The organism is Streptomyces sp. Je 1-79, from assembly GCF_025195125.1.
Lineage (GTDB): Bacteria > Actinomycetota > Actinomycetes > Streptomycetales > Streptomycetaceae > Streptomyces.
In genome coordinates, this window is record NZ_JAMGSL010000005.1 from 378149 (window position 1) to 404398 (window position 26250).

Here is a 26250-nt window from a genome sequence, read left to right on the forward strand (position 1 = left end):
TTCCCTCAGCAGGACAAAGAGCCTGGGTGGAGGCCCGGCTCGGCCCGGCGGGCGGCCCCGCGCCGAGCGCGGGGCCGGGGTGCGGGCGAAGTGCGGGTCGCGGGTGGGATGCAGGTCCGGGTCGCGGGCCGGGTCGCGGGTCCGGGTCGCGGGCCCGGCTGGGGGATCAGCGCGGCTGGTGGCGGGTGCGGGCTTCGGCGGCGGCCTTCAGGTCCCGCAGCCATGCTTCGAGGCCCTCGCGGAGCATCGCGGTCGCGGTCGGGACGTCCGCTTCGACCTGGGCGCCGGTGTGGGTCTCCTCGGTGCTCACCCGGACGCCGCCCCTGACCGGGGTGGACGTCCAGACATGGACGCCGTCGATGCGCAGCCCCTCGCCGATCGCGGGGCCGTTCCAGCGGATGCACGAGCCGCGCTCGATCTGCCGCACGGTCGAGGTGATCTCCAGGCTGGTAGCGGGAGTCGGGTTGGGCGGAAGGGGGAGCGTCCACCGGAACGCCGAACCCTTACGGAAGGCGCCGTGGTCGAGGCGGTCCACGGTCTCGACGGGGGACTGCCAGGACGGCCAGCGCTCCACGTCCGTCTGCAACGCCCAGACGGTGCGCAGCGGCGCATGGATCACGATCTCCGACCGGTGCCGGACCAGAGCCTCGGGGTCGACCCCCTTGCCGCGGCAGGTGACGGAGTCGCCGGTACGGGACGCGGGGGCCCCGGCGGCGTCGGCCGGGGCGGCGGCGGTCCCGAGCAGCGCGAGGGCGAGGGGGACGGTGAGCAGAGTGGCGCGGATGCCGGTGCTGCGGATGGCGGTCATGGCGTTCTCCTCCGGACGGCCGGGGCGAGCTCTGCCTGCGCGCCCCGTCGAGATAGAGCCTCACGTGTTCGTTAGAGGTTATAATTCGATGCGCGAGCGTCGGTCAATGGATTGTGTGATACCTTCTCACTGAACCTAGTGGCTGTAACCATCTGGACGGGGGCAGGCGATGGCGAAGGCAGACGTGAGTACCCCGCGAGAGCGCTACCGGGCCCAGGTGCGGGCGGAGATCACGGAACGGGCCTGGGGGCAGATCGCCACGGCAGGGGCGTCCGCCCTCTCCCTCAACGCGATCGCCAAGCAGATGGGCATGAGCGGCCCGGCGCTCTACCGCTACTTCGCCAGCCGCGACGACCTGATCACCGAGCTCGTCCGGGAGGCGTACCGAAGCCTCGCCGAGACCCTCCGTACCGCCTCCGCCAACGGTGCCGACCTGGGCGGGCTGGCACACGCCCTGCGCAACTGGGCCCTGACGGACCCTCAGCGGTACTTCCTCGTCTACGGCACCCCCGTCCCCGGCTATCACGCGCCCGAGGACATCACCGCCATCTCCTCCGAGATCATGACGACCCTGCTCGACGCGTGTGTGGCACACGTCCCCGCCGGGGCCGCCGACTCCTTCGCCACCTACCTGAAGGATCACCGGGAGTGGGCCGCCGGCCACCCCGCGCCGCCCGAGACCCTCCACCGGTTTCTGACGTTCTGGACGCGCCTGCACGGCGTTCTGTCTCTGGAGCTCGCAGGACACTTCACCGGCATGGACCTCGACCCCGCCCTGCTCTTCGCGGCCGAACTGGACGACCTGCTGACCCCTCGCGCCTGAGGCCGGGCGGGCGGCGCGCCGCCCGCCCGGCGTTCAGCGGAGCCCCGGTGCGGGGACGTCGGACTCCGTGTGCGGAGTTCAGCCGGGGTGCTTCTCGGCGACGACCCGCACGGTCCGCAGGCGAGGGTCCGCCGCGTCGGGCACGTTCATCCCCGCGTCGACCCCGGTGCGCAGATAGCGCAGGACCGGCTCGGTGAGCCGTTCTCCGGGAAGGGCCACGGGGATGCCGGGAGGGTAGGGGGTGACCATCTCCGCCGCGATCCTGCCCGCGGCCGATTCGAGGGGGACGTCCTCGGTGCGGGCGAAGTAGGCGTCGCGTGGCAGTCGTGCCTGGTCCATGCGGAGGCTCTCGGGGGCCGGGACCTCCACGCGCGGTGCGGGCCGCAACTCCGGCGCGTGGCTCGCGAGGTCCTTGAGCGCCGTCAACAGGGTGTCCGTGGTGTCGTCGTCATCCGCGTGGGTGATCTGGGCACTGAGCCTTCGGTGATCGAAGAGGTGCATGTCGATGTGGTGGTTCTCGCGCAGCCAGTCGGCGGCGTCGTAACCGGTTATCTCGAGGTCCGACACGTCGATGACCACCGGCAGAGGGTCGAACTCGTAGGCCAGGCCGGGGCCGCAGAAGTCCGCCGCGTCGTTGACGTGCAGCCCGTCGATCCGCTCGATCCCGGCCCGTACACGCCCGGCGAGGTCCAGGGCCCGGGTGAGGAGCCTCCTGCCGTCCCTGACCATCTGGCGGCGCCAGCCGTCGATCCCCGCGTACAGCAGGACGGAGGGGCTCGTCGTCCCCAGCAGGTCGGCCCGCGAGGCCAGATCGGCGGGGTCGATCAGCCCGCCCTGCAGATGGAAGACCGACCCCTGCTCCAGGCCGCTGCCCATCTTGTGGATGCTGGTGACGCAGACGTCCGCTCCCGCGTCCATCGCCCAGGTGGGCAGGTCCGGGTGGAACGGCAGGTGGGCTCCCCAGGCCTCGTCCACCACGAGCGGCCTGCCCCGGCGGTGGCACACCTCGGCGACAGCGGCCAGTTCGGCCGCGGAGCCGTACGGGGTCGGGCTGGTGACCAGTGCGCCGCAGGCGTCGGGGTGGGCACGGAAGGCTTCCTCGTACGCCTCCGCGCTTGGCGCGTGGGCGAGGTGCCGCTCGCGGTCCCAGGCGGGCTCGACCCAGACCGGCTCGATGCCACACAGAATCAGCCCCGCGACGACCGACTTGTGCGCATCCCGGCCGATGAGCAGCTTCTCGTGGGGAGCGGCGACCGTCAGCATCGCGGCCTTGACCGAGAGCGAGCTGCCGCAGGTCGAGAAGAACGTGTGCTCGGCGTGTACGGCTTCGGCCATCAGCCGCTCGGCGCGCTCCAGGACCTGCCCGCGCGTCCGCCGGTCGTCCAGTCCGCCACTGGCCAGTACGTCACCGTGGAACACCGCGTCGCCGAGTACCCGGCGGACGTCAGGGTCGGCGCCACGCGCCTGCTTGTGCCCGGGCGGGGTGAACCCTAGCTCCCCGGTCCGGTGATATCCCTCCAGGGCCTCCAGCACGGGGGCCTGTGTCTGGTCGTCGTTCTGCTGCTCCGAAGTGCTCATGCGTTCACGCCTTCCCCGCGTTCGCGGAATCCCGCCCCCGAATTCCGACGACGCCCGCCCTTCGCGGCCGGGACGGGAGACCGCGTGCCGACGTCCGAAGGCCGCCGGGCCTGTGCCGGCCCGGCGGCCTGGACAGGAGCAGCGGCGGTCGTCAGGAGGACGGCGGGTAGGCCGCACCCTTCAGCAGCCGCGCGAGATGCGCGGTGTTGGCGGCGAGGGTGGCCGTCGTGGCCGCCGTCTTCTCGGGGGTCTTGTCGAGGTCCTGGTAGTCGGTGCCCTGCATGGCCTCGCCGACCCAGTACGTGACGGCGTTGGGGGCGAGGGAGTAACCGACGTCGTTGAGGCCCTGGAAGAGGTCGGCGCTGACCTTGTGGGCGCCGTCCTCGTTGCCGACGACACAGACGGCCGCGGCCTTGCCGTACGTGAGCATGCGGCCCTCGTCGTCGCTCTCTCCCTGCTCGGCGTTCAGCCGTTCGAGGACCAGCTGCGCGACGCTGGAGGGGTGCCCGAGCCAGATGGGCGTGGACAGGACCAGGATGTCGGCGTCCAGGATCGCCGACCGGATGCCCGGCCACGCGTCACCGCCGCCCATGTCCGTCTGCACACCCGGCTTCACCTCGTGGTCGGCGATCCGGATCACGGTCCCGGTGACCCCGTGGTCGTTGAGCGCGGCAAGGGTCTGTTCGGCCAGCAGCTCGGAGCTGGAGGGCGCGGGGGAGGGAGAGAGCGTGCAGACGAGCGCGACGGCGCGGAGGGGACTGGTATCGATGGGATTCATGGTCTCCGGCTACCCGCACATCGCGGACGAATCCCGCGTTTCTCTCCTCCGTGCACCGGATGCCGACCCTCGACCATCTGTGCATGGGATGCCGACCTCGACAGGGCACGCTCGCGTGCGCTCAGTGAAGGCAGAGGCAGAACGGGTGCCCGGCGGGGTCCGCGTAGACCCGCCAGTTGGCCTCCGGTCGAAGCTGGTCCGTCCGTTCCAGCACGGTCGCGCCGAGGGCGAGCGCTCGCTTCTCGTCCGCCTCGAGGTCATCCACGTCGAAGTCGAGGTGGAGCTGCTGCGGGTTCTCCTGGCCCGGCCATGCGGGCGGACGGTAGCCCTCCACGCGCTGACATGCCAAGGGCGTTCCCTCGAACCCGTGGACTTCGACCCAGTCGGGATCCCCCGGTTCGGCGACCACACGGCCGCCGAGCAGCTCCGCGTAGAACTCGGCGAGACGTACAGGGTCGGCACAGTCCAAGGCGACCGCCTGCAGTTTCCGAATCACTCCCGGCACCTCATTCCTCACTTGTCGTTCTCCGCACGAGGGGTACCCCGATCCGCCGGGGGCATGCTGCGGACCGTCCGGCATCCGCTGCCCGATCGTCTCCGCCGGAGCGCCCGGGCATGCGTGGCACGCCGGCCCGGGCATGCATGGCGCGCCGTACACAGGGCACGTGCCTGGCAACAGGAGGGGCCGAGATGCAGAACCTCACTCTGGGTGTAGAGGAGGAGTTTCTCCTGGTGGACCGCCTCACCCGCCGCCCGGTCAGCCGTGCGCCGATGGTGATACGCGACGCCGCCGAAGCGTGGGGCGATCAGGTGCAGACGGAACTCTTCGAGTCACAGATCGAGATCGCGTCCCGCCCGACCGCCGCCTGCCGCGAACTGAGGGACGAGCTGGCTCGGCTCCGTGCCTGTATGGCGCGAGCGGCGCACGCGCACGCATGCCTGCCCGTGGCCTCGGGCACTCCGGTGCTGCCCTCCGAGGGCCCCCTGAGAGTGACCGGCACCGAGCGTTACCAGGAGATGGCCCGGCGCTTCCCGGGTCTCGTCACGGCCAGGGGCAACCCCGTCTGCGGCTGCCATGTGCACATCGGCCCGCTCGACCGCCCCACCGCGTTGACTCTCGCCGCCCACATCCGGCCGTGGCTGCCGGTGCTGCAGGCGGTCACCGCGAACTCCCCCTACGCTTACCGGCGCGATACGGGATTCAACAGCTGGCGCTTCGTCGAGTACGAGGCCTGGCCCACCGTGGGCCCGCCGCCGGTCCTCGACGAAGGGCAGTACCTGCGGCACGTCGCAGGCCTGGTGAACCGGGGAACCGTCCTGGACCGTCGCATGCTGTACTGGTACGCCCGGCCGTCGGAGCACGTACCGACGCTGGAGATCCGCATAGCCGACGTCAACGCCGACCTCGACACCGTGATCCTGCTCGCCGCGTTGACCCGTGCCCTGGGGGCGACGCTTCTGGATGAGATGGCGGCCGGGCCGGGCCCGCCCCGCGTACCGCTGTCGCGGCTGCTCCTGGCCCATGAACTGGCGGCGGCCCACGGCATCTCGGGCATCGGATTGGATCCCGGTGACGGTCGTGAGCGGCCTGCCGTGGATCTCGTGCACGAGCTGATCGAGCGGGCCGCGCCCGGGCTGGACGCGCACGGTGACACCGAGATGGTCGAGGAGCGGTGGCGGCGGTTGCGTCGGCGGGGCATCGGGGCCACGCGACAGCGCGATGCCTTCAAGCGGCTGGGAGGACTCGCCTCCGTGGTGGACGAGCTGGCCGTCCTGACCGCGGCGTCCTGAACGAGCCGGAGCCGGAGCCTGTGGCCAGGCCCGCGGTCCGCGTGCCGGTCAGCCGGTCGGCCCCGGTTGATCCTTCCGCCGTGGGGTAGCGGAGCGGCATGGCCCCCGACAACGCATCCACCACGGCGACCGGCTACGTGCAGCCCGTCATCGACGTACCCGCACTGGCCGCGGTGCTCGACGGCGAGTACGCCGAGATCCGCGACCTCGTCCGGACCAACCTGGCGACGTACGCCTCCGTCCTTGAGGACGCCGAGGAGCTCGGCATCGACGCGTTCCGCGAGCGGGTGCGGGAGGTCGTGGTCGAGATGGCCGCGACAGGGCAGACGGGCATGGGCTTCCCGGCCGCGTACGGCGGGGGCGGCGACGTCGGAGCCTCGATCGCCGCGTTCGAGACGCTGGCCTTCGGTGACCTGTCGGTCCTGGTGAAGGTCGGTGTGCAGTTCGGTCTCTTCGGCGGCGCGATCCTGCATCTGGGCACCGAACGCCACCACGACGCCCATCTGCCCGGCCTGATCACCGGGGAGCTGATGGGATGCTTCGCGATGACCGAGACCGGGCACGGCTCCAACGTCCAGGCGCTCGGCACCGTCGCGAGGTACGACGCCGCGAGCCAGGAGTTCGTCGTCACCACCCACGGCGAGCAGGCGCGCAAGGACTACATCGGCAACGCGGCCCGCCACGCCGAACTGGCGGTCGTCTTCGCCCAGCTGGAGGTGGACGGGCGGTCCGAGGGCGTGCACGCCCTCGTCGTGCCCATCCGCGTCGGCGGCGAGGTGGCGCCCGGGGTCCGCATCGAGGACGACGGCCGCAAGATGGGTCTCAACGGCGTGGACAACGGCCGCATCTGGTTCGACGGCGTCAGGGTGCCGCGCGAGGCGCTGCTCAACCGGTTCGCCGACGTCACTCCGGAAGGCGTCTACGAGAGCTCGATCGAGAACCCCCACCGGCGCTTCTTCACCATGCTCGGCACGCTCGTGCAGGGCCGGGTCTGTGCCGGCGGTGCCGGGGTCAACGTCTCCAAGGTCGCCCTGGCCGTCGCCACGAAGTACGCCGTACGGCGGCGGCAGTTCGAGGCGACCTCGGGCACCGAGGAGCAGGTGCTCCTCGACTACGGCCTGCATCAGCGCCGCTTGCTCCCGCTGATCGCGCGGACGTACGCCTTGCACTTCGCGCAGGACGTCGTGCGTGCGCAGCTGCACGAGGTCTTCTCCGGAATCGAGGGCGACGCGCAGGCGCGGCGCCGGCTCGAGTCACGGGCCGCGGGCCTCAAGGCGCTCGGCACCTGGCACGCCACCCGGGTGGTCCAGGAGTGCCGCGAGGCGTGCGGCGGCGCCGGCTATCTCGCCGTCAACCGGTTCGCCGCGCTCAAGAGCGACAGCGACGTCTTCACCACCTTCGAGGGCGACAACCACGTCCTTCTGCAGCTCGTGGCCAAGGGGCTGCTCACCGATCACGCGAGCGAGTTCGAGGACCTCGACCAGCTCGGCATGGTCCGCTACGTCACCGGCCTCGCCGTCGAGACGCTCATCGAGCGGACCTCCGCCCACAAGCTGCTGGAGCGGGTGCGCGACCTGCTGCCGGGCGGCGACGAGTGGGACCGCGAAGCCGGGCTGCGCGACTCGGAGTACCAGCTCGCCATGGTCCGCTTCCGGGAGGAGCACATGCTCGCCGGCGTAGCCCGCCGGATCAAGCGCGGGATCGACCAGAAGCGCGATCCCGGCGCCGTCTTCTCACAGGTGCAGGACCACGTCATCGCGCTCGCCCGCGCCCACGTCGAGCGGCTGGTGACGGAGGCCTTCGTCGACAAGGTACGCGCGCTGCCCGAGGGCGACGAGAAGGCCGCGCTGGCCTTGCTGTGCGACCTGTTCGCGTTGTCGACGATCGAGGCGGACCGGGCCTGGTTCATGGAGCACGGCCGGCTGACCGTCCAGCGCTCCAAGGCGATCAGCCGCGAGGTGAACGACCTCTGCCGCAAGGTCCGGCCCCTCGCCGTCGACCTCGTCGACGCGTGGGGCATCCCGCCCGAGATGCTGCGTGCGCCGGATCTGGTGGGCTGATCCCTTCTCCCTCGGCAAGCCCCGGCCGCCGGCTTCGGACCGGTCGGGTGAAACACCGTCCTGCGGGTACGGGGACGGGAACCGAATCCCTCACGTCGGAGGAGAAGACACGATGGCGTCCTCACTGCTCGAAGCGGTCGACATCAAGGCACCGGTCGCGGTGAGCTGGTCCCTCTGGGCGGATGTCGAGCGTTGGCCCTCGTTCCTCAGCCACGTCAAGCATGTCGATCGCATCGACGCGACGACGTTCGCCTGGCAGGTGTCCCTGCCGGGCGCCGACAAGAGTTTCGTGGCCGAGCTGACCGAGGTGATTCCGGAGGAACGCATCGCCTGGCGGACGACCGGGGGAGTCCACCACGCGGGCGTCGTCACCTTCCACCGGCTCCATGCGACGGAGAGCCGTGTGACGCTCCAGGTCGAGTACGAACCCAAGGGGTTCGTCGAGCATGTGGGTGCGCTGACGAACCTCGACGCGACCCTGGCCAACTACGACCTGGGCGAGTTCCAGAGGATGGCCGAACACGAGTTCACGCACCACTGACACGGCGAGAACAGGGCGCCGGACCGCGCGGAGAGGGCATCCGTCCGTCAGGGCCGCAGGCCGATCCGCCTGAGCGCGACCTCGCTGAGGTCGGCGATGACGTGCTGGTCCCCCCGGCGCCAGGCGTCGGCGAGTCCGCCCGGAGGGACGGGGAGCGCGGTCAGGTCGCCGGGCGGGCCGGTGAGGGCGCGCAGGGCGAGCAGATCGGCGCCTCCGGGCGCGTCGACGAGGCGTCGGACGGCCGCACTGCGCCGCATCCAGCGCAGGCGCGGGGGGAGCCACAGCAGCAGTACGAAGGCCACCGGAACGACGATCAGCACCGTCGTGGTCAAGGTGGCCACGTGGCTCACGGTCTGCTGCAGCGACTCCCCGGCGTCGGCGAACCCGGTACTGGCGTCGGCCGCTGACTGGAGCGGCTTCCTCAGGAGGCCGCCGACGAACGGCACGTTCGATGCCGCGTCGCCGGCGTTTCCGAGTTCCGTGGCCAGGCTGTCGCCCGAGCTCTCGACCTTCCGCCCCGGCTCGGCCAGAAGCATGATCGTTTCGCGGACGGCGAGGGCGCCCCACACCACCATGGCGATCAGGAGTACGGCGATCAGATCCACGAGCACCTGACGGTTCCGACGTGCTGGTGTCTGAGCGTAGAAGCGCATCGGCTGGCTCCCGTTCGGGTCGTGGCGTCGAAGCGGACGGGCCCGCCGGGCGCGGCTCGGCCGACCGTACGTCTGACGCGACTCTCGCACCTCCCGCACGGGCAGCCGCCCCTGACACGACGGCCCCCGAGTTCGGTGCGGCTTCGTCAGGAAGGGCTGCCCGCAGGGACCGGGGCGAAGGGGTACAGCTCGTCGACGCCGGGCTGAACGACCCGGTAGCTGCTCTCCGGTACTTCGTTCCAGGCGCCGGGCAGGTCGTCGAGGGGTTCGGACACGATGAGGCGCGACTCCTGGGAGATGTCCCGCAGGAACGCGACGTCGGGGTGCAGCCTGCGCAGGTCGTCCACGCGGCTGCTGTAGAACAACGAGCGAGAGGCGTGTTCGCTGGAGTAGCGGAAGGCCCAGAGGCATGCGCCGTCGGTGATCGCAAGGGTCATCTGGAGCGGAAGATCCACCCCGTGGTCGCGTCCGACGCGCTCCACGGCCCCCGCCATCCGGGCCACGGCGCCGGGCGGATCCCGGTCCAGGCCGAAGGTGAGGGTCAGATAGAACATCACCTCGGAGTCGGTCGTTCCTTCGAGGTCGGCGAAGAGCGCGGGGTCGATGAGCAGAGAGAGGTCACGGCGCATCAGGTGGAATCCGGCGATGGCTCCGTTGTGCATGAACATCCAGCGGCCCCGCCGGAACGGGTGACAGTTGGACTGCTGAACCGCCGTCCCGGTCGACGCCCGGATATGGGCGAAGAACAGCGGGGAGCGCACGTGATCCGCCAACTCCCGGAGATTGCGGTTGTTCCAGGCGGGCCCCACGTCTCTGAGAAGCGCCGGGGTGCTGCTCTCGTCGGTGTACCAGCCGACGCCGAACCCGTCGCCGTTCGTCGTCTCCACACCGAGCTTGGCGTTCCGGCTCTGGTCGATCAGTGAATGGGCCGGTTTGTACAGGATCGTATCCAGCAGCACAGGCGTTCCCGAATACGCGAGCCATCGGCACATGCGTGATCACCTGGGTCCCTACAGCACTGCGGGGTCAACGCCCCCGGCGGGGAGCGCCGTGTCTCCCGCCGCTCTGCGGGCGGCTTCGTATGTGAACTCGTCCGATTCTCATTCTCGGCTCCACCCCCGGACGGCGCCACGCGGGCCCACAGCCGGGCGACCGTGGAGGGCGCTGCGTGGCCCTTCCGGCCGCCCGGCTCCCTCGTCAGATACTGCCGCGCCAGGATCCGGTCTCCGCGCCGCGGTCCTCGATGAACTGCTTGAACCGCTTCAGGTCGTCCTTGATCTGCCGGTCGACGAAGCCGAGTTTGTCGCCGATGCTCTCAGCCATCCCCTCGGGGTCGAAGTCCATCATCAGCGTCACCTCGGTGTGCGCAGGATCGATCGGCCGGAAGGTCACGAGTCCCGACTGCTCGGCCTCGCCCTCCACGGTCACCCAGGCCACCTTCTCGTCCGGGATCTGCGCGGTGATCTCCGCGTCGAACTCGCGCTTCACCCCGCCGATCTTCGTCACCCAGTGGGTGAGCGTGTCGGAGCGTTGCTCGATGCGCTCGACGCCGTCCATGAACTGGGGGAACGACTCGAACTGCGTCCACTGGTTGTAGGCCGTCGTCACCGGAACGTCGACCTCAATCGATTCCTTCACCTGCGACATCAGAACGATCCTTCCACCACGATCCGGTCCGCCGACGGCGGTCGGCGTCTGTCGGGTCCATCCCTCCCCCCAAAGCACGCGCTGCCGAGCCTCACAGCCGGGAACCACCCGTCCGAGCACTCCAGGACCGGCGGGATCAGCCGAGGTAGGTCTCCGGGTGGGCCTGTGTCCTGAGCGTCCAGAACTCGCCCGGACAACCGGCCGGCAGAGGCGGGAAGCGGTGCCCCTTCACGTCGGTGCTCCAATGGTGTTCCCCGCCGCAGTCGCATGCGTAGATCCCGCTGCCCGGCACGGTCTCACCCGGATGCCACGCCGTCCGCTCGTCGCTCATGAGCCAGGTCTACATCGGAGGCCGCAGGCCCGCGACTCGTCGGCGTCCGATCGGCCGGACCGGCCGAGGGGTTCAGTGACCGAGGGCGCGCTTGAGCTCCGCCTTGTCCATCTTCGACCGGCCCTCGATGTTGCGCTGCTTCGCCTCGTTGTACAGCTGCTCCTTGGTGGGGCCCTGCGAGCCGCTGTGGGACCGCTGCCCACCCCGCTTGGAGGACGACATGTCCTGGGTCGACGAACGGCTCGCGGTCTTCGACTCTCCGGAGCGGGCGCGCTCCTTGTTGACGGTGCGCGCGGCGATCTCCTTGGCCCTCTTGGTGCTTTCGCCGCGCTCCTCGGCGCTCTCCTTGATGTGCTCGTACTGACGCTCACGCTTGGGGCTGGAACCGCGAGGCATGGTGACTCCTTGACTGGTGTGCGGTCTCGATGACGAATCCGCTGCGGGGCCGGGTCGGGATCCGGCTCAGCGGGATGGAGAGGTCCTGTGGCGGTACGGCGAAGTCCAGGGCCGCCAGGGTGGGGGAGAGGGCGGCCAGCAGGGTGACGGTGATGTCCTCGCCGGGACAGCGATGGCCGGTGCGCGCGTCGCCGCCGCCCTGGGGTATGAGGCTGCCGCGGCCCGGTGCGCGGCCGCCGTGGAAGCGATCGGGGGAGAAGTGGTACGGCCGCCGCCACAGGGCCGGGTCGTGATGGTGCCCGTACACGTCGAGGAGGAGCAGGGTCCCGGCCGGCACGTCGGTCCCCGCGAAGCTGAGGTCGCGGGCGGCCAGGGCTCCGACGAAGGGCACGAACGGGTAGAACCGGCGCACCTCGTGGGCGAATGCCCGCGCTTCGCCAGGACCCTTGTCGAGGAGCTGTTCGCGCTGGTCGGGGTGGCGGTGGAGCGCATGGGCGGCGAAGACGGCGTACCAGGCGATGGCGACCGTCGGGCGGATGATGTTCAGAACTTCGACGGCCGCGGTGTGAGGATCGAGGAGGGTGCCGTCGTGCTCGTGGTGCAGGGCGACGGTCTCCAGCGGTGAACCCGCCTGCCCGGCGTGCCGGGACGGGGCGGAGGGACCGTCCGGGCGCGGTCCGCGTCCACGGATGTCGGTCACCGCCCGCGCGAGGGCCTGTTCCTGGCGATGCCGCGCACGCCGTGCGCGCAGATGCCGGGGGCCTACGGTCGCGAAGCCGTCGACCATCGCCACACAGTCCTCGGCGACTTCCGCGGCCGCGTCGTCCGGGACGGGCAGGCCCACCCATGCGCAGACCGCCCGCGCGAGCACCTTGGCCGCCTCGTCGAAGAGGACCACCTGGCGGCCCTCCCACGAGGTCACGGCATCGCGCCAGCCGCTCTCGACCGCTGCGGTCAGAGCGCCGATGCGCTCCGCCGACATGAGCAGGGACACGAGCATCCCCTTGCGTGTCCGGTGCGCCGTCCCGTCCAGGGTGTGGACGGCCCCCCGCCCGACCAGGGTGTCGAGCACCGCCGAGGGCAGGGCGTCCTGGCGCTGGGTGTGGTCCTCGTCGTAGAAGAAGGCGACAGCCTCGGTCCCGTGCAGGAGCACCGTCGGCCGGCCCATCAGCCGGGTGCGGACCAGTGGGGCTTCGTCATGGGCCCGGCGCAGGTCCGGGGCCCATGCGTAGCCATGAGCCAGCAGGGACAGAGTGCTGTCGCCGAGCGAACCGGACATGCGGCGCGCCTACCCGGGCAATCCGGACACATAAACCTTCTCGCCCTGCGGCGGGGCGGCGTGCTCAGGAGGGGTAGACGTTCGGGGCGGCGGTGCGGGCGAGTTCGCCGGTTCGTTCGGCGCTGCCGTGCCATTCGCAGAGGAGCACGGTGGCGTCGTCGTCGAGAGTGCCGTCGTTGTGTTCGAGGACGGCATGGACGAGGCGGCGGAGCGTTTCGGGGACGGGCAGGCCGGCGGCCTGGTGGCGGATGACGAAGTCGGTGAACCGGTCGACGCCGAACTGGCGGCCGTCGGCGTCCCGCGGCTCGGTGATGCCGTCCGTGTAGAAGAGGACCCGGTCGCCGGGTTGCAGCTGGGTGTGGGAGACGACCAGCGGAAGCCCGAGATCTGTGCCCAGGGGGTGGTGGGCGGGATCGTCCGGGCGGTGGACGCGCCGGTTCGCGCGGATGAAGACCGGCGGCGGGTGGCCGCAGTTGACCCACCGCAGCGTGCCGGTGTCGAGGTCGAGGGTCGCGAGGATTCCCGTCACGTAGCGCTCGTGGTCGAAATGGGCCAGGAGCAGTGCTTCCACGGCGTCGCACATCTCGGCGAAGCCCGCCCCGTGACGCCGGAGGTTGCGGCAGACGGCGAGGGCGAGGTTGGCGGTCAGGCCGGCCGCGGTGTCATGGCCCATGGCGTCGAAGACGGCCAGGTGGACGATGTCTCCGGCGATCGCGTAGTCGTACGCGTCACCGGCCGTCTCGTACGCGGGTTCCATCTGCGCCGCAATCGTGACCCTGTCGTTGACGAAGGTGCGGGCGGGCATGAGCGTCCACTGCATCTCGGCGGAGACGGCCATGCGCCGCGTGCGGGTCAGGCGGGCGTAGGAATCACTGATGGGTCTCTTGGTCACCAGGATCAGACCGAGCAGGGTGGCCAGGTCGTTCATCCCGTCCTGTTCGACCGTGTTCACGGGCATCGAGGGCGTCAGGCGCAGAACGCCCAGACGCTCGGTCCCGTTCAGTACGGGCAGCCAGAAGTCGTCCGTCCCTGCCGTGGTCGTGGACAGGGCCTCCGCGGTGCGGAAGACCCGCCCGCAGAGCGTCGAGTCGATCGCCAGCTCCTGGCCCGCCCGACCCGCGTCCGGTCCTACGCCCGTGACCTCTCGCAGGACGTCCTCCTGCAGGTCGGCCACGAAGAGACGGGCATTGTGCAGCCCCGCACGTCCGGCGTGCAGAGTCAGCAGCTCGGGCAACTGCTCGAAGGTGGCCCGATGCGAGGCGCGCAACAGGGCACGCAGCATGGGGGCGGAATCCAGAGCGGGCATAGGGCGGCTCCCGGGTGAGCCCGCCTCCGCCCGTCACCCGATGGAGCTGGGCCGAGCCTCTGCACGGCAGACGAAAACGAGAAGCGCTGATGCGGTTAAAAACAACACTATGCCCAAAACGTCCCAGCGTAGCTCGCGCGCGCCCCTCGGCCCCGGATCGTGGAGAGAAGCCGGTCCCGCCCCGGCCTCGACGGGCCTCTGTACGGCTATCGCGCGCGTCGCCCCTGTCCTCGGTGCTCCCGGGCGGCCCTGCTCTCGGCCCAGCCTTCTTCCTGGAGACGACGGCCTTCGGCTCGCAGCTCCGCATTCTGCAGCGCCTTGCCGTCGGACTCCTTCACCAGCCCGCGTGCCCGCTTCACGAGCCCGCGCACCAGCGGGGGAGTCGCTTCCGGGAATCCCATCAGATTGACCTCCTGCTCCTCAGCTCCGTCGGACGCGCCGCGGAGACCTCCCGCCGATCAGGTGATTTTCCCCGTCGACCTGGCGGCTTCCGCGACAAATCCGACCTTCTGTGTCTATGTGGCCCATCTGGCGCTTGCTTAACCATTTCGCGGGCCGGAACGTCTCTTCGTCCTGGGTTCTTCGACGGGAGCCACGAGCGCTCAGCCCGAGGAGAGGGCTTCGAGGAGGTCGCCGACCTGCGGGTCGGGCAGGGCGCGTGCGACGTCGGCCTGGGCGACGATGCCCACGAGGACGTGGCCGTCGATGACAGGCAGCCGGCGAACCTGGTGCTCGCTCATCGTGCGCAGGATCTCCTCCACGCCGTCGTCGGCCCCGATGGTCACCGCCTCGCCCTGAGCGAGTTCGCCGGCCTTGACCTGGCCGGGGTCCTTGCCCTGGGCGAGGACCTTCACCACGATGTCGCGGTCGGTGAGCATCCCCTTGAGCCTCTCGTCCAGGCCGCAGATGGGAAGGGCGCCCACATTCAGCTCAGCCAGCTTCTTCGCTGCCTCCAGTACGGTCTCGTCGGCGCCGATGCAGGTGGCATCGGCAGTCATGATCTCCCGGGCAGTTGTCACGGCGTCCTCCTGCTCGCTCTGTGCCGGCTCTCGTGCCGGCGCACATGTTCAGCACGTTCGATGTCCGGCTTGCCGCTTTCCCTCCGGCCATGCGCCAGAACGCCCGGCTTTCGTACATCTGCCGCGCCGGCCGCCGTGGTGTGTCGCGACGACGGACGTCCATGCGTCGGCAGGCACCTCGGCCCCCTCGGATCTAGCGTGGACGTGGAGCCGATCCATCAAGGAGGCAAGGAGGGACTCTGACGTGAACAGCGCCATGGACAAGGCGAAGGGCAAGCTCAAAGAGGTCGCCGGAAAGATCAGCGGCAACGAGCGTCTCGAGTCCGAGGGCAGGACCGACCAGGTGAAGAGCAAGGTGCGTGAGACGGCGAAGAACGTTCGCGAGCGCGCGGAGGGCATCAGGGACTCGCTCAAGCGCGACCGCTCCTGAGCGCCTCGGGGGCGGGCGGCGCCTTCTGCTGCCCGGTCGGTGCAGGGCCCGTCCGGCCGCGGGCTCTGCCCGCCGCGGCCGCGCCTGCTTCTCCCTGTGGGGCTGGCGGTGGTACCGGGCGAACCGCTCCGGATGCCGCACCCGCGACCCACTCCGCCGGGCTGCTCGGAGGCGCCCTGCCGCGCGGGAAAAACGGCGAGCGTCCGCCCCCGGCCGCTGTCACGATGAGGTCCATGCATGTCGAGACCCTCAGTGGTGTCCGAGTGAACCGTGCCGATGCGTCGGACTGGTCCGCGCTGGCCGAGATCGACTCCGTCGCGGCAGGCGGTGACCAGGCGCGACGCGACAGCCTCCGGCGTTGGTGTGAGCACGGCGCGGTGCTCGTGGCCCAGGACGCATCCGGGCCCCTGGGCTACATCGTGCTGGAGTACAGCTTCTTCGAGCAGGGCTTCGTCACGATGCTGATGGTCGCCCCTCATGCCCGCCGACGGGGTGTGGGAGCACATCTCCTCACAGCCGTCGAGGCCGCATGCACCACCGCGAAGCTGTTCACCTCGACCAACGTCTCGAACCACCCCATGCAGGCACTGCTGCAACACGCCGGCTGGCGCCCGGTCGGACTGCTCCACGGCCTCGACGAGGGAGATCCCGAACTCTTCCATCTCTGCCCCCGTACGCGCCTCCGCGACGGCGAGGGAACCGGACCCTGAGGGGCGAGCTCGCAGCAGGTGCCGAGTCGGCGCACACCGTACTTCACCGTCGCCGTTTCAGCGCGCGCGTCATGCGTGGCAGTTCGTCGTTGATCATCCGGCCGCACAGCGCACCGCCGAACACGACGACGCCCACGGCGACGAGCCACGTCTGGATGACCAGGAACGCTCCGAACGGGCCGTAGCTGACCGCGCTGGACGCGATCAGCGGGGAGAAGACGAGCCGGGAGAAGACCCTGAGCCCGAGCAGGCCCAGCACGGTCGCCAGCGCGCCGGGCAGCAGAGCCGTCCACCCGACCCTCCCGCCGAGCAGCAGGCGCTGTGACCACCACACGAACAGAGTGCCGCACAGCAGGCTGATGGGACCGCGGGCCGGGTTGTCGCGCCAGAGGGAGGGGACGGCGATCAGATACAGGAGCCCGATCAGGACGGCGAGCCACAGCACGTGGCGCCACCGTGCCCGCCACCGGGCCGGGGAGAGGTCCCAGACCTTCTCGTAGCCGCTCTGTACCACCGTGCCGAAGGAGAGACCGAACACGGCGAGCAGGGCGAGGCCGAACGCCGTCGTGGCACGCCGTACCTGGCGCGGCAGGGCGAACAACCGCTCGATCTCGCCTCTGGCGGCCTCCGACACGCCCAGGCCGTCACCGAGCCACTGCGCGAACCCCTCCCCGCTGCCCGCCCCTGCCGCGGAGACGACGATCAGGAGCGGTACCAGGGTGAGAAAGCCGAGTGCCGCGAATCCCAGCGAGCGCTGCCACAGGTCGAAATCGCTTACGGGCCCCCATCGGTGCCCGGCTCGCAGCCGGCGGATCATGCTGCGTATCCGCCCGAACAGCGACCGGGGCCCCGCGGTAGGGGAAGGCATCATCCTGCCGGTGCACGGGAGGCCGAAGGCCCTGGTGCACGGGCGGCGCTCGGGTCGGCAGGCATGGCGCGCTCCAGACGACTGCTGGTACCTCCACGGTAGGACCACCCCGCGGCGGGGACCACCACGAGCCGGATCGTGACCTCGGAGCCGATCACCCGGCCGCGCCCGGGAAGGCCGAGCGGCACCGCATCTCGACCTCGGCCCCCGGGGGCCGTCGCAGCTCGGAAACGTCACGCTCACGGCACCGGGCATCCCAGCCGTCGCGGCTTCGGCCGGCCGTCGTACCCCTGAAACCCGCACGCCGCCGGAGCTCATCACGTCGCCACCGAAGCCGGTGACACCCGCGGTTCGAGGTGGCGTCAGACGCCCTCCGACGGACAGCGGTTGGGGGTCGAGCGTCCGAGTCACGCATACGTTCGGAAGTCACGGGCACGCGAACGTCAGCCACAGACAGCGGTTTGGAGCACGGCTCCAGGCGGTCTTCCAGGCCTGAACAGGCGGGATGATGAACGCGACTGACAACGAGACTGACAACGAGACTGACAACGCGACCGACAACGAACAGACCAAGACATCCGGACAGCGAATCGACCTCTCCACCGCGATGCGCCGAGCCTCCGCTCAACTCTCGGAGCTGTTGCGCTGCGAACCCGGCTCCGTGTCGGCGGTGAAGGCCACCGACGACGGGTGGTCGGCCGAGGTGGAGATCGTCGAGCTGGAGAAGATTCCGGACACGATGAGCGTGATGGCCTCGTACCACGTCGCTCTCGACCCCGAGGGCCGTCTCGTGGCGTACGAACGCACACGGCGCTACGCCCGAGGCCAGATCGACCGCCGTTGACAGCAACGGCGACGGCGACGCCGGCCTCCCCGAAGCGGAGCGCCGAGCGCGTACGCGTCGGCAGACGCAAACCCGGAAGGAGTTCACCGTGACACTCGTCCAACAGAGCAGTGCAACGAGCGGCGGAAGCGGCTCGGGAAACCTTTACGACGTGCTGGAACTCATTCTCGACCGAGGGCTCGTGATCGACGCGTTCGTCCGCGTCTCCCTCGTCGGAATCGAGATACTCAAGATCGACGTCCGCGTGGTGGTCGCCAGCGTGGACACCTACCTCCGCTTCGCCGAGGCGTGCAACCGGCTGGACCTGGAGTCCGGCCGCAAGGCGCCGACGCAGCTCACCGACATCGTCGGCGACATGACCGAGAGCGGCGCCAAGGGCAAGTCCAAGGGCGCGCTGACCGGCGCCGTCGAGGCGTTCACGGACTCCCTGCAGAGCAAGCGCGAGGAGCGCGAGGAGCCCGAGGAAGAGCCCCGGAAGCGACCCGCGCGCAAGTCCACGTCCAGCAGGACGTCCAACGCCCAGCGACGTGAGGAGTAGCAGGTGCCGACCTACGTGTACGCCATCACCGGCGCAGACCATCCCCTGCACCTGAACACCCTCCAAGGGGTGGGAGACCCGCCGTCACCGCTGCGGACGGTCACGACCGGCGACATCGCCGCGGTCGTCAGCGACGCCCCCGACGGGCTGCGGGCCAAGCGCCGTGACGTACTGGCCCACGAAGGCGTCCTCGAGGCCCTCATGGCGGACGGCGCGACGCTTCCGATGCGCTTCGGTCTGCTCGGCGCCGACGACGGCAAGGTGGCCGAGGCGCTGGAGCGGGACAGCGACGCGTACCGCGCCCGCCTGGGCGAACTCGACGGACACGTCGAGTACAACCTCAAGGCCGCGCGCGACGAACAGGACCTGCTGCGCGAGATCCTGACGGAGTCCGAGGAGATCAGGCAGCTCAACGAACGGACGCGGTCGGGCGCCGCACCCCAGGACGAACGCATCGCGCTGGGCGAGCTGGTCGCCGCGAAGGTGGCCGAGCGCCACAGCGCGCAGGCGGAGGAGACCATGCGCGGCCTGCTGCCCACGGTCGCCCGCGTCGCCCGCGCCGAACCCGGCACGAGCCACTTCCTCAACGTGTCGTTCCTCGTCCCGTCCCAGGCCACCGACGCCTTCGTGCGCGCGGTGCAGCAGGAGGCGGACCGCCAGGGAGAGGCCAGCACCTTCACCCTGACCGGGCCCCTGCCGCCGTACAGCTTCGTGTGAGGGAGAGGCCCGTACGGGGTCCGTGCGGACCGCGCGGGGTCCGTGCGGGGCCCGTGCGGTCCGTACGGCTACTCGCGCCGGACGGACGGATGAAACAGGCTGACGGACGGACGGATGAAACAGGCTGACGGACGGACGGAAGGGAGGCGGGCCATGGGGCTCCTCACAGGGATCCTGACCCTGCCGCTTGCGCCGCTCCGCGGCACCGCTTGGGTGGTCGACCAGGTGCTGCTCGCCGCGGAACGGGAGTACTACGACCCCGAGCCCGTGCGGGCACAGCTGGCCGCGCTCGTGGACGACCTGGCGAACGGCCGGGTGGACGCGGAGGAGTTCGACCGGCGCGAGGACGCGCTTCTGGACCGCCTCGACGAGATCGAGGAGTACCGGAGGCGACCGGGGAACGGTTCATGACCCTACTCAGTGACCGATCGAGGCAGAACGAGGTGCACCGGTGATACCGAAGAACGCCACGACAGCCGCCGCGCTGGTCGGAGGCTATCTGTTGGGACGGACGAAGAAGGCCAAGATGGCCATCGGCGTGGGGATGTTCCTCGCCGGCCGCAGGCTGGACCTCGACCCGCGACGGATCGGGAAGCTGCTGGCGGCCTCACCGGTGACGGGCGCCCTGAGCGATCAGGTGCGCCGAGAGCTGGTGGAGGCCACGAAGTCGGCGGCGACCCAGGCGCTCACCCGGCGCGCGACAGGCCTCGCCGACACACTCCAGCGACGGACCCAGGCGCTCGGCGGGACCGACGAAGAGGACGCCGAGACCGACGCCGACGTGGATGACGAGGCCGAGGACGCCGTCGAGGACGACGGGACCAGGGGCAAGGACGAGGGCGGGGAGGAGGGGAAGGCCGCCGACACCGATGCCGGCAGCAGGCGGAAGTCGCGGGCGCGGCCCGCGGCAGCGGCGAAGACCACCGCGAAGGCCGCGGCGAAGACCGCCGCGAAGAAGAAGTCGGCCTCCGAGGGGAGCCGTTCCACCTCACGCGGCGGGCCTTCGGGCGGGGGCACGGATCGCACGCGCAGGACCTCGACGACGGCGCGCAAGCGCGCGAGTGCCCCCAGGAAGTCGTCGGCGTCCGCAACGCGGAAGAGCAGGAGTGACGACAATGGCTGACTCGACGCTCGGCAGGATCAAGAGCGAAGTGGCGGCTAACCCCGCCACCGACCGGCTGAAGGAAGAGCTGCGCCTCTACCTGACGGCGCGGGCCGAGGACGCGGTCACCCGGCTCGGGCAGCGCCTCGGCGACGGAGTGGGCCGGCTGGCGGAACCGGGACGGGCGAAGGGCGGCATCGCGAAGAGTCTCGCCAAGGGTGGCCAGGCTCTGGGCGAGGGGAAGTCCCCGGCGCGGGCCGCGCTCACCGCCGGGACCTCCGCCTTCAAGGAAGCCCTCAAGGGCAAGGCTAAGGGTCTCTTCGGCTCGGGTCGCGGGTCCGGTGGCGGCGGCTCGAAGAGCGTGACGATCGTGGAGGACATCGATGTCGGGGTGCCCGTCCGTGAGGCGTACGACCAGTGGACGCAGTTCCAGGAGTTCAGCACCTTCGCCAAGGGGGTCGTCAGTGTCGAGACGGCGGACGACACCACCACCAACTGGAAGGTGAAGGTCGCCAAGTCGACGCGCAGTTGGCAGGCGAACGTCACCGAGCAGATCCCGGACGAGCGCATCACCTGGACCACGGAGGGCGCCAAGGGCACGGTCAGGGGAGTGGTGACCTTCCACCGCCTGACGGACGACCTCACACGCGTACTGCTCGTCCTGGAGTACTTCCCCAAGGGCCTCTTCGAGAAGACGGGCAACATCTGGCGTGCGCAGGGGCGGCGGGCCCGACTGGATCTCAAGCTCTACCGCAAGTTCCTGATGATGCGCGGAGAAGCCACCGACGGCTGGCGCGGCGAGGTCAGGGACGGCGAGGTCGTCGTCGGCCACGAGGAGGCGGTCGAACGGGAGGAGAGCCGTGCCGAGGGGGAGACGGAGGACCTCGCGGAGACGGACGCCGACGAGGACGCCCCCGAGGCCGAGGAGGAGTACGTCGACGAGGAGTACGACGCCCACGTCGACGAGGAGGAGCCCGAGGACGAGGGGCCCGAGGACGAGGGGCTGCGGGACGAACAGGCCGACGAGGAGTTCGACGAGGAGCCTCAGGGCGGAGAGGGCTACGACGACGAGGCCTACGAGGACGAGGGCGACGAGGTCGAGGCGCCCGAGGAGGCCGATCCGGACGACGACGTCGAGGAGCGGTCGCCCAGGCCGGCACGCCGCTCCCGGCGCCGTAGCGCCACCGTCGGCAGCTGACCGAAAGCAGGAGCACGCACACAGAACAGGGGCGCCCACGTGTCCGATTCCTTCGCAGGCCGACTGCCGGCCTCACCGCACGCCACGCCGCCGATCAACCGGCAGGGGTCGTCGGCGAACCTCGCGGACATCCTGGAACGAGTTCTGGACAAGGGCATCGTGATCGCCGGCGACATCCAGATCAACCTCCTCGACATCGAACTCCTGACCATCAAGCTCCGTCTGCTCGTCGCCTCGGTCGACAAGGCGAAGGAGATGGGCATCGACTGGTGGGAGCACGATCCCTCGCTCTCCTCCCGGGCGCGCCCGCCCCGGCCGGTCTCCGACGGCGCCGCCCGACCCGGCGGCCGCGAGGAAGTCCTGGCGGAGGAGAACGAGCGTCTGCGCGCCGAACTCACCCGTCTGCGTTCCGCGGCCGTGCCGGTCGGGGACGGAGGCACGCCGGGCGGGGACGCGGCCGTGCCGGTCGGGGACGGGCCGGAGCCGGGCCGCGGCGTCGGCGGGGAACGAGAGGAGGGGGAGCGATGAGTGCAGGAGACCTGACACGCGAGGCGGTGGGCACCGTCCGGACCGGACCGGAGGCCGCGGACCGCGCGGCGGAGTCGCCCGCCGGGCCGCCGATGTCGTACGTGTACGGCGTCGGCCGGGACGACGGGAGCTTCCGCCGCCTCGTCCGCACCATGAGCGGAGTGGACGGTCACGGCGTACGGCTCGTCGCGGGCGGCGGACTCGTCGCCCTGACGTCGCCCGTGCCGGGCGAGGTCTTCGACGAAGCCGCTCTCCGCGCCCAGCTGGAGGATCTCGCCAGGCTCGAAGCGATCGCCCGTGCCCACCATGCCGTGGTCGACGCCGCGTTCGCCGAGGCCGTCGTCCTGCCCCTCCGACTGGCGACGGTGTACCTGGACGAGAGCCGGGTGGCCGACATGCTGGCCCACCACCGCGGCCGCTTCACGGAGTCGCTGGCGTGGCTCGACGGCCATGTCGAACTGGGGGTGAAGGTCCACGCGGACCCGGAGGCGATGGCTCCCCCGGCCGCCGCCCCGCGCGCCACCACGGCCGGTGCGTCGAGCCCTGGGCGGGCGTACCTGGAGCAGCGCAGGCAGCGGCGGCGCAGCACCGAGGACCTCTACCGTGCCGCCGGGGCCGTCGCGGTCGACGTGACCAACGTGGCGCAGGCCCTTGCGCGGGCCACCGTCGTACACCGGCCCCAGCGGGGTGAGTTGTCCGGGCGGCGCGGGGTGAACCTCACCAACCACGCGTACCTCGTGCCCGCGGACGACGCGGAGCGATTCCGGGCGGAGGTCGGAGCTGTGGTGGGGTCCGCTCCGGGGGTGGAGGTGGAGGTGACCGGTCCCTGGGCGCCCTACTCGTTCGCCGCGCCCGGCACGGCCGAGGCCGGGGCCGAGGGCGCCGGCGGGGACGGGAACCAGGGCGGGGACGGGGCCGAACCGCGATGAGCACGCCCTTCCCTGACGGCGGTCCGTACGAAGAGGGCGAGCGTCTTCCCGGACCGCCGGTCGCTCTCATCGACCTGCTGGACCGCCTCCTGACCGGGGGAGCGGTCCTGACGGGAGACCTGGTCCTGTCCGTCGCCGACGTCGACCTGGTCCACATCAACCTGCGTGCGGTCATCCGGTCGATCACCGGGGACGAGCCGGCTCCCTGGGCGACGCAGACCCCGCCCCCGATCCGAAGGAGCCCCACCCCGTGAAGGAATCGACCATGTCCCCCACCACCGCGGCGGGCAGCTCCGTCACCCGACGGCTGGCCACGGATCCCGACACGGTGGAACGCGACCTGATCAAACTCGTCCTCACCATCGTCGAGTTGCTGCGTCAGCTGATGGAACGCACCGCCGTCCACCGCGTCGACCAGGGCGACCTCGGCGAGGACGAGGAGGAACGCATCGGTATGACGCTGATGATCCTGCACGAGCGCATGGAAGAGCTGTGCGAGAGGTACGGCCTGTCGATGGACGATCTGAACCTGGATCTGGGGCCCTTGGGCTCGCTGCTTCCCCGTGACTCGATCGGTCTGTGACGTGTTGCGGCGAAGCACCCCGTTTCACTCGTGAAAGAGAGGCAAGGAGGAATGTCATGACTGCTGAAAGCGGAAATACCAAGAACTCCGGTACCACCAACGCCCGGAAGTCGACGGCCAAGCGCGCCTCGGCCACGGCGCAACGCGCCGAGTCGAAGGCCACGGCGGCGGCCGGCGAGGCGCGGTCCGCGGCACAGGACACGGAGAAGGCCGCCTCGCAGAGCGTGCGCTCCGCGGGCGAGGCCACCAAGCGCGCCGGCCGCGCGGCGGCGAACGGTCTGCAGAGCGGCCAGGAGGTCGTGACGGCGAACGCGGCGAAGGCGGTCTCCGCGGCCACCGCCGCGTGGGAGGTCGTCAAGCACCGGAAGGTGATCGCGGCCGGAGCGGCGGCGGGTGTCGCGGGCGTCGCGGTCACCGCCTTCGCGATGGGCCGCTCGACGGCGAAGCCGCCCGTAGGCCCTCTGACCCGCCTCGCGGGCGGGCGGATCTGACCGCCTGAGGGACCTTCCCGCGTCGCACGGCGAACGCCTCCCGATCCGCCCCGTCCCCCGGGGCGGATCGGCGTCGTTCGGGGCCGGATCCCACTCGACCCGCCTGGACCGACTCGACCCGACGAGACCCCACTGGGCCGAGCCGACCGGCCCGGCGGAGACGGCGGGGACCACGTCGGAGTCTCCGGCTTCACTCCCGGCCGTCCGATGCGGGTTCGGGGCTCTGCCGGCTGATCCGGGCGAGGACGATCACGGCGTCGTCGGTGGGCGGGCCGGGCAACAGGCGCGCCAGGATGCCGTCCGCCGTCTCCTCCAACGTACCGGTCGGGCCTTCGAGTTGAGACCGGAGCGCCGCCATTCCCTCGTCGATGTCGACGCCCCGAGACTCGACCAGGCCGTCGGTGTACAGCGCGAGGGTGTCGCCGTCGTGGAGCTCGATCTCGGTCGTACGGAAGGGCACGTCGCCGACGCCTAGGGGCACCCCCAGTACCTCGTCGATCGACTCGACCGTGCCGTTCGCCCGGCGTCGCAGCGGCGGGAGGTGACCCGCGTTCGCGATGCGGGCCAGACCGGTCGTCGGGTCGTAGCGGATGTAGAGGCAGGTCGCGTACGCGATGCCGGCGTCCTGGGCGCAGGCGTCGAGCTCCCTGAGGAGACTGTCGGGCTCCAGGTTCTGGCGGGCCAGCGCCTTGGTGGTGATGCGCAGACGGCCCATCGCCGCCGCTGCGGGCACCCCGTGTCCCATCACGTCGCCGACCACCAGGGCCACCCGCCCGCCCGGCAGGTCGATGACGTCGTACCAGTCGCCGCCGACCTCCGTGACATGGCTGCCGGGCAGGTAGCGGTGGGCGACGCGCACGGACGGGCTGCTTGCGAGGGCGGTGGGCAGCAGCTCCCGCTGGAGGGTGAGCGCGATGTCCTGGACCCGGCTGTAGAGCCGCGCGTTGTCCAGGCACAGTGCCGCGCGCGAGGCGAGCTCACCCGCCAGGCTGAGGTCCTGCTCGGTGAAGACCGGGCGGGCGCCGGAGCGGCCGAACATGGCGATCCCCTGCACCGTGCCCCGCGCGATGAGCGGAGCGATCAGCAGGGACGTCAGACCGCTGTCGAACAGGAGCTGGGCGCGGGACTCGTGGATGACCGTCCTGGTCATGAAGTCGGCGTTCACGGGGAAGCAGACGGGCCTTCCGGTTCTGAGGGTCTCGTGGATGCTGGAGCCGGGCGGATAGGTCACGCGCTCCAGGCCGCCGACCAGCTCGGGGGCGGGCGGCGGCAGGCAGGTGCCGGCCGCGATCCGGCGGGTGAGCAGCACTGCCTCCGGATCGAACACCTCGCGTTCGTCCATCCACTCCACGACCTCCACCACGGAGGCGTCGCAGAACTCGGGAACGACCGCGTCGACCAGCTCGCGGGCGGTGACGTTCACGTCCAGCGTGGTGCCGATACGGGCCGCGGCCCGGTCGAGGAGCGCCAGTCGCTGCCGCCCGGCGGCCGCCTCCACGAGGGCCTGCTCACGGTCGGTGACGTCGACGAGGAGGCCGCCCACTCCCGGTCGCGTGCCGACGGCCTGACTGAGGGGGAAGAAGCTCACGGAGCGCACGTGGTCACGGTCGGGACGGCCGGGAGTACGGAGTACGACCAAGGTGCTCACGACGGTCCTGCCCTCGTCCGCGACGGCTCGCAGCATGCGCTGGTACGCGCCTCCGTCGGGCGTGATCATGAACTCTTCCATGGTCCGCCCGATGTGGTCCTCGATCGGGATCCCGTCCATGTCGGCCAGGGCTTGATTGAGGTGGACGTAGCGCAGGTTCTCGTCGAGCATCACGAGGCCGATCGGGCACGTCGCGAAGAGCGCGTCGAGAAAGGCGAGGTTGGTCTTCACCCGGTCGAGCCCCTCGCTCTCGCTCGCCAGCCCCATGATGACGGAGCGGCCCTCGCCGCCGGTCACCGGGAAGACGCGGAACCCGCAGTCGAAGACCCTGCCGTCCTGGTGCAGCGTCGGCACGCGCGCCCGCCAGTAGCCCAGCGTGCGTCCGCGCTCCGCGAGCCGCTCCGCCGCACCGGCCCCGTCGAGCGGAGCGGCGGGAAAGAGGACGGCGGCCGGCCGGGACAGGACGTCCGCGGCCTCGTACCCGAAGAGCCGCTGCGCACCGGGCCCCCAGAAGCAGATCCGGCCCTCCTCGTCGATGCCGAGAACAGCAACGGCCACGTGTTCCAGCAGCGTCCCGGGTTCCGACCAGACCGGCCCGGGATCCTGCTCGTCCCGCGATCGGCCCCCCGGTCGAGGTGAGGACACCAGGCCCCC

The 26250-nt window shown here is 70.8% G+C and carries 31 protein-coding genes; 17 read left to right on the plus strand and 14 right to left on the minus strand.

What is annotated here, in order from left to right; genetic code table 11:
* Nucleotides 1-166 precede the first annotated feature (166 nt).
* Nucleotides 167-808, minus strand: a complete 642-nt coding sequence (locus tag M5362_RS12240; RefSeq protein WP_260227482.1) for an SRPBCC family protein — start codon at nucleotides 806-808, stop codon at nucleotides 167-169.
* A gap of 169 nt (nucleotides 809-977) precedes the next feature.
* Between M5362_RS12240 and M5362_RS12245 the strand changes: the two genes are divergently transcribed.
* On the plus strand, nucleotides 978-1631 hold the full coding sequence (locus tag M5362_RS12245; RefSeq protein ID WP_260227483.1) for a TetR/AcrR family transcriptional regulator: 654 nt from the start codon (nucleotides 978-980) through the stop codon (nucleotides 1629-1631).
* Nucleotides 1632-1709: 78 nt separating this feature from the next.
* On the opposite strand, the gene M5362_RS12250 is transcribed toward M5362_RS12245, so the two are convergent.
* The 3 genes from M5362_RS12250 to M5362_RS12260 all read right to left on the minus strand — a co-directional run bounded on the left by M5362_RS12250 (nucleotide 1710) and on the right by M5362_RS12260 (nucleotide 4483).
* Nucleotides 1710-3209, minus strand: coding sequence for an aminotransferase class I/II-fold pyridoxal phosphate-dependent enzyme (locus M5362_RS12250; RefSeq protein ID WP_260227484.1), 1500 nt, complete (start codon nucleotides 3207-3209; stop codon nucleotides 1710-1712).
* A gap of 151 nt (nucleotides 3210-3360) precedes the next feature.
* On the minus strand, nucleotides 3361-3987 hold the full coding sequence (locus M5362_RS12255; RefSeq protein WP_260227485.1) for a flavodoxin family protein: 627 nt from the start codon (nucleotides 3985-3987) through the stop codon (nucleotides 3361-3363).
* A 121-nt stretch (nucleotides 3988-4108) separates the two neighbouring features.
* Nucleotides 4109-4483, minus strand: coding sequence for a VOC family protein (locus tag M5362_RS12260; RefSeq protein ID WP_260227486.1), 375 nt, complete (start codon nucleotides 4481-4483; stop codon nucleotides 4109-4111).
* 194 nt (nucleotides 4484-4677) lie between these two features.
* On the opposite strand from M5362_RS12260, the gene M5362_RS12265 reads away from it, so the two are divergent.
* From M5362_RS12265 to M5362_RS12275, 3 genes are all read left to right on the plus strand, one after another.
* Entirely contained in the window at nucleotides 4678-5778 is a 1101-nt protein-coding gene (locus tag M5362_RS12265) for a glutamate--cysteine ligase (protein WP_260227487.1), read from the plus strand.
* 98 nt (nucleotides 5779-5876) lie between these two features.
* Nucleotides 5877-7838, plus strand: a complete 1962-nt coding sequence (locus M5362_RS12270; protein ID WP_260227488.1) for an acyl-CoA dehydrogenase family protein — start codon at nucleotides 5877-5879, stop codon at nucleotides 7836-7838.
* Nucleotides 7839-7950: 112 nt separating this feature from the next.
* Nucleotides 7951-8379, plus strand: a complete 429-nt coding sequence (locus M5362_RS12275) for an SRPBCC family protein (RefSeq protein ID WP_260227489.1) — start codon at nucleotides 7951-7953, stop codon at nucleotides 8377-8379.
* 47 nt (nucleotides 8380-8426) lie between these two features.
* Here the strand turns inward: M5362_RS12275 and M5362_RS12280 are convergent, their stop codons facing one another.
* The 8 genes from M5362_RS12280 to M5362_RS12315 all read right to left on the minus strand — a co-directional run bounded on the left by M5362_RS12280 (nucleotide 8427) and on the right by M5362_RS12315 (nucleotide 15010).
* A complete protein-coding gene (locus M5362_RS12280) occupies nucleotides 8427-8990 on the minus strand; it encodes a hypothetical protein (protein WP_260227490.1) in 564 nt (187 codons plus the stop codon).
* 188 nt (nucleotides 8991-9178) lie between these two features.
* On the minus strand, nucleotides 9179-10024 hold the full coding sequence (locus tag M5362_RS12285) for a class II glutamine amidotransferase (protein ID WP_260227491.1): 846 nt from the start codon (nucleotides 10022-10024) through the stop codon (nucleotides 9179-9181).
* A gap of 205 nt (nucleotides 10025-10229) precedes the next feature.
* On the minus strand, nucleotides 10230-10679 hold the full coding sequence (locus M5362_RS12290; protein ID WP_260227492.1) for an SRPBCC family protein: 450 nt from the start codon (nucleotides 10677-10679) through the stop codon (nucleotides 10230-10232).
* Between the two features lie 136 nt (nucleotides 10680-10815).
* Nucleotides 10816-11010 carry a hypothetical protein gene (locus M5362_RS12295; RefSeq protein ID WP_260227493.1) on the minus strand — a complete coding sequence of 65 codons (195 nt, stop codon included), beginning with the start codon at nucleotides 11008-11010 and terminating at the stop codon, nucleotides 10816-10818.
* Nucleotides 11011-11082: 72 nt separating this feature from the next.
* Nucleotides 11083-11406, minus strand: a complete 324-nt coding sequence (locus tag M5362_RS12300; protein WP_260227494.1) for a plasmid stabilization protein — start codon at nucleotides 11404-11406, stop codon at nucleotides 11083-11085.
* On the minus strand, nucleotides 11378-12685 hold the full coding sequence (locus M5362_RS12305) for a cytochrome P450 (protein ID WP_260227495.1): 1308 nt from the start codon (nucleotides 12683-12685) through the stop codon (nucleotides 11378-11380). Before M5362_RS12305 ends, M5362_RS12300 begins: the two co-directional genes overlap by 29 nt.
* Before the next feature lie 64 nt (nucleotides 12686-12749).
* On the minus strand, nucleotides 12750-13991 hold the full coding sequence (locus M5362_RS12310) for a PP2C family protein-serine/threonine phosphatase (protein WP_260227496.1): 1242 nt from the start codon (nucleotides 13989-13991) through the stop codon (nucleotides 12750-12752).
* 602 nt (nucleotides 13992-14593) lie between these two features.
* Nucleotides 14594-15010 carry a CBS domain-containing protein gene (locus M5362_RS12315; RefSeq protein WP_260227497.1) on the minus strand — a complete coding sequence of 139 codons (417 nt, stop codon included), beginning with the start codon at nucleotides 15008-15010 and terminating at the stop codon, nucleotides 14594-14596.
* A gap of 244 nt (nucleotides 15011-15254) precedes the next feature.
* Between M5362_RS12315 and M5362_RS12320 the strand changes: the two genes are divergently transcribed.
* Both M5362_RS12320 and M5362_RS12325 read left to right on the plus strand, forming a co-directional pair.
* On the plus strand, nucleotides 15255-15440 hold the full coding sequence (locus M5362_RS12320) for a CsbD family protein (protein ID WP_374214448.1): 186 nt from the start codon (nucleotides 15255-15257) through the stop codon (nucleotides 15438-15440).
* A gap of 233 nt (nucleotides 15441-15673) precedes the next feature.
* Nucleotides 15674-16150, plus strand: a complete 477-nt coding sequence (locus tag M5362_RS12325) for a GNAT family N-acetyltransferase (RefSeq protein WP_260227498.1) — start codon at nucleotides 15674-15676, stop codon at nucleotides 16148-16150.
* Nucleotides 16151-16193: 43 nt separating this feature from the next.
* On the opposite strand, the gene M5362_RS12330 is transcribed toward M5362_RS12325, so the two are convergent.
* Nucleotides 16194-16967: a YihY/virulence factor BrkB family protein gene (locus tag M5362_RS12330; protein WP_260227499.1), complete on the minus strand. Its 774-nt coding sequence runs from the start codon at nucleotides 16965-16967 to the stop codon at nucleotides 16194-16196.
* 559 nt (nucleotides 16968-17526) lie between these two features.
* Between M5362_RS12330 and M5362_RS12335 the strand changes: the two genes are divergently transcribed.
* The 11 genes from M5362_RS12335 to M5362_RS12385 all read left to right on the plus strand — a co-directional run bounded on the left by M5362_RS12335 (nucleotide 17527) and on the right by M5362_RS12385 (nucleotide 23948).
* The gene (locus M5362_RS12335) at nucleotides 17527-17862 is read left to right on the plus strand and encodes a gas vesicle protein (RefSeq protein ID WP_260227500.1); all 336 of its coding nucleotides are present in this window, start codon (nucleotides 17527-17529) and stop codon (nucleotides 17860-17862) included.
* An 88-nt stretch (nucleotides 17863-17950) separates the two neighbouring features.
* The gene (locus tag M5362_RS12340) at nucleotides 17951-18400 is read left to right on the plus strand and encodes a gas vesicle structural protein GvpA (RefSeq protein WP_260227501.1); all 450 of its coding nucleotides are present in this window, start codon (nucleotides 17951-17953) and stop codon (nucleotides 18398-18400) included.
* 3 nt (nucleotides 18401-18403) lie between these two features.
* Nucleotides 18404-19117, plus strand: a complete 714-nt coding sequence (locus M5362_RS12345; protein WP_260227502.1) for a GvpL/GvpF family gas vesicle protein — start codon at nucleotides 18404-18406, stop codon at nucleotides 19115-19117.
* Between the two features lie 153 nt (nucleotides 19118-19270).
* On the plus strand, nucleotides 19271-19528 hold the full coding sequence (locus M5362_RS12350; protein WP_260227503.1) for a gas vesicle protein GvpG: 258 nt from the start codon (nucleotides 19271-19273) through the stop codon (nucleotides 19526-19528).
* A 40-nt stretch (nucleotides 19529-19568) separates the two neighbouring features.
* Nucleotides 19569-20240 (plus strand): hypothetical protein, encoded by a 672-nt coding sequence (locus tag M5362_RS12355; RefSeq protein WP_260227504.1) that lies wholly within the window; start codon nucleotides 19569-19571, stop codon nucleotides 20238-20240.
* A complete protein-coding gene (locus M5362_RS12360; RefSeq protein ID WP_260227505.1) occupies nucleotides 20233-21417 on the plus strand; it encodes an SRPBCC family protein in 1185 nt (394 codons plus the stop codon). The genes M5362_RS12355 and M5362_RS12360 overlap by 8 nt, the downstream gene beginning before the upstream one ends.
* Nucleotides 21418-21456: 39 nt before the next feature.
* On the plus strand, nucleotides 21457-21945 hold the full coding sequence (locus M5362_RS12365; protein ID WP_374214449.1) for a gas vesicle protein: 489 nt from the start codon (nucleotides 21457-21459) through the stop codon (nucleotides 21943-21945).
* Nucleotides 21942-22874: a GvpL/GvpF family gas vesicle protein gene (locus tag M5362_RS12370; RefSeq protein WP_260227506.1), complete on the plus strand. Its 933-nt coding sequence runs from the start codon at nucleotides 21942-21944 to the stop codon at nucleotides 22872-22874. Before M5362_RS12365 ends, M5362_RS12370 begins: the two co-directional genes overlap by 4 nt.
* Nucleotides 22871-23128 (plus strand): gas vesicle protein, encoded by a 258-nt coding sequence (locus M5362_RS12375; RefSeq protein WP_260227507.1) that lies wholly within the window; start codon nucleotides 22871-22873, stop codon nucleotides 23126-23128. Before M5362_RS12370 ends, M5362_RS12375 begins: the two co-directional genes overlap by 4 nt.
* Nucleotides 23125-23457, plus strand: a complete 333-nt coding sequence (locus M5362_RS12380) for a gas vesicle protein K (protein WP_374214450.1) — start codon at nucleotides 23125-23127, stop codon at nucleotides 23455-23457. Before M5362_RS12375 ends, M5362_RS12380 begins: the two co-directional genes overlap by 4 nt.
* A 56-nt stretch (nucleotides 23458-23513) precedes the next feature.
* Nucleotides 23514-23948: a hypothetical protein gene (locus tag M5362_RS12385; protein ID WP_260227509.1), complete on the plus strand. Its 435-nt coding sequence runs from the start codon at nucleotides 23514-23516 to the stop codon at nucleotides 23946-23948.
* Nucleotides 23949-24138: 190 nt separating this feature from the next.
* On the opposite strand, the gene M5362_RS12390 is transcribed toward M5362_RS12385, so the two are convergent.
* Nucleotides 24139-26241 carry a SpoIIE family protein phosphatase gene (locus M5362_RS12390; protein WP_260227510.1) on the minus strand — a complete coding sequence of 701 codons (2103 nt, stop codon included), beginning with the start codon at nucleotides 26239-26241 and terminating at the stop codon, nucleotides 24139-24141.
* Nucleotides 26242-26250 lie beyond the last annotated feature (9 nt).

What these genes read in the sequence shown, in the direction of transcription:
- M5362_RS12270 (WP_260227488.1), top strand. Translation starts at nt 5,877, where the DNA reads ATGGCCCCCGACAACGCATCCACCACGGCGACCGGCTACGTGCAGCCC.
- M5362_RS12310 (WP_260227496.1), bottom strand. Translation starts at nt 13,991, where the DNA reads ATGCCCGCTCTGGATTCCGCCCCCATGCTGCGTGCCCTGTTGCGCGCC.
- M5362_RS12360 (WP_260227505.1), top strand. Translation starts at nt 20,233, where the DNA reads ATGGCTGACTCGACGCTCGGCAGGATCAAGAGCGAAGTGGCGGCTAAC.
- M5362_RS12300 (WP_260227494.1), bottom strand. Translation starts at nt 11,406, where the DNA reads ATGCCTCGCGGTTCCAGCCCCAAGCGTGAGCGTCAGTACGAGCACATC.
- M5362_RS12325 (WP_260227498.1), top strand. Translation starts at nt 15,674, where the DNA reads ATGCATGTCGAGACCCTCAGTGGTGTCCGAGTGAACCGTGCCGATGCG.
- M5362_RS12245 (WP_260227483.1), top strand. Translation starts at nt 978, where the DNA reads ATGGCGAAGGCAGACGTGAGTACCCCGCGAGAGCGCTACCGGGCCCAG.
- M5362_RS12335 (WP_260227500.1), top strand. Translation starts at nt 17,527, where the DNA reads ATGAACGCGACTGACAACGAGACTGACAACGAGACTGACAACGCGACC.
- M5362_RS12240 (WP_260227482.1), bottom strand. Translation starts at nt 808, where the DNA reads ATGACCGCCATCCGCAGCACCGGCATCCGCGCCACTCTGCTCACCGTC.
- M5362_RS12385 (WP_260227509.1), top strand. Translation starts at nt 23,514, where the DNA reads ATGACTGCTGAAAGCGGAAATACCAAGAACTCCGGTACCACCAACGCC.
- M5362_RS12250 (WP_260227484.1), bottom strand. Translation starts at nt 3,209, where the DNA reads ATGAGCACTTCGGAGCAGCAGAACGACGACCAGACACAGGCCCCCGTG.
- M5362_RS12295 (WP_260227493.1), bottom strand. Translation starts at nt 11,010, where the DNA reads ATGAGCGACGAGCGGACGGCGTGGCATCCGGGTGAGACCGTGCCGGGC.
- M5362_RS12350 (WP_260227503.1), top strand. Translation starts at nt 19,271, where the DNA reads ATGGGGCTCCTCACAGGGATCCTGACCCTGCCGCTTGCGCCGCTCCGC.
- M5362_RS12370 (WP_260227506.1), top strand. Translation starts at nt 21,942, where the DNA reads ATGAGTGCAGGAGACCTGACACGCGAGGCGGTGGGCACCGTCCGGACC.
- M5362_RS12375 (WP_260227507.1), top strand. Translation starts at nt 22,871, where the DNA reads ATGAGCACGCCCTTCCCTGACGGCGGTCCGTACGAAGAGGGCGAGCGT.
- M5362_RS12285 (WP_260227491.1), bottom strand. Translation starts at nt 10,024, where the DNA reads ATGTGCCGATGGCTCGCGTATTCGGGAACGCCTGTGCTGCTGGATACG.
- M5362_RS12275 (WP_260227489.1), top strand. Translation starts at nt 7,951, where the DNA reads ATGGCGTCCTCACTGCTCGAAGCGGTCGACATCAAGGCACCGGTCGCG.
- M5362_RS12290 (WP_260227492.1), bottom strand. Translation starts at nt 10,679, where the DNA reads ATGTCGCAGGTGAAGGAATCGATTGAGGTCGACGTTCCGGTGACGACG.
- M5362_RS12265 (WP_260227487.1), top strand. Translation starts at nt 4,678, where the DNA reads ATGCAGAACCTCACTCTGGGTGTAGAGGAGGAGTTTCTCCTGGTGGAC.
- M5362_RS12305 (WP_260227495.1), bottom strand. Translation starts at nt 12,685, where the DNA reads ATGTCCGGTTCGCTCGGCGACAGCACTCTGTCCCTGCTGGCTCATGGC.
- M5362_RS12255 (WP_260227485.1), bottom strand. Translation starts at nt 3,987, where the DNA reads ATGAATCCCATCGATACCAGTCCCCTCCGCGCCGTCGCGCTCGTCTGC.
- M5362_RS12330 (WP_260227499.1), bottom strand. Translation starts at nt 16,967, where the DNA reads ATGATCCGCCGGCTGCGAGCCGGGCACCGATGGGGGCCCGTAAGCGAT.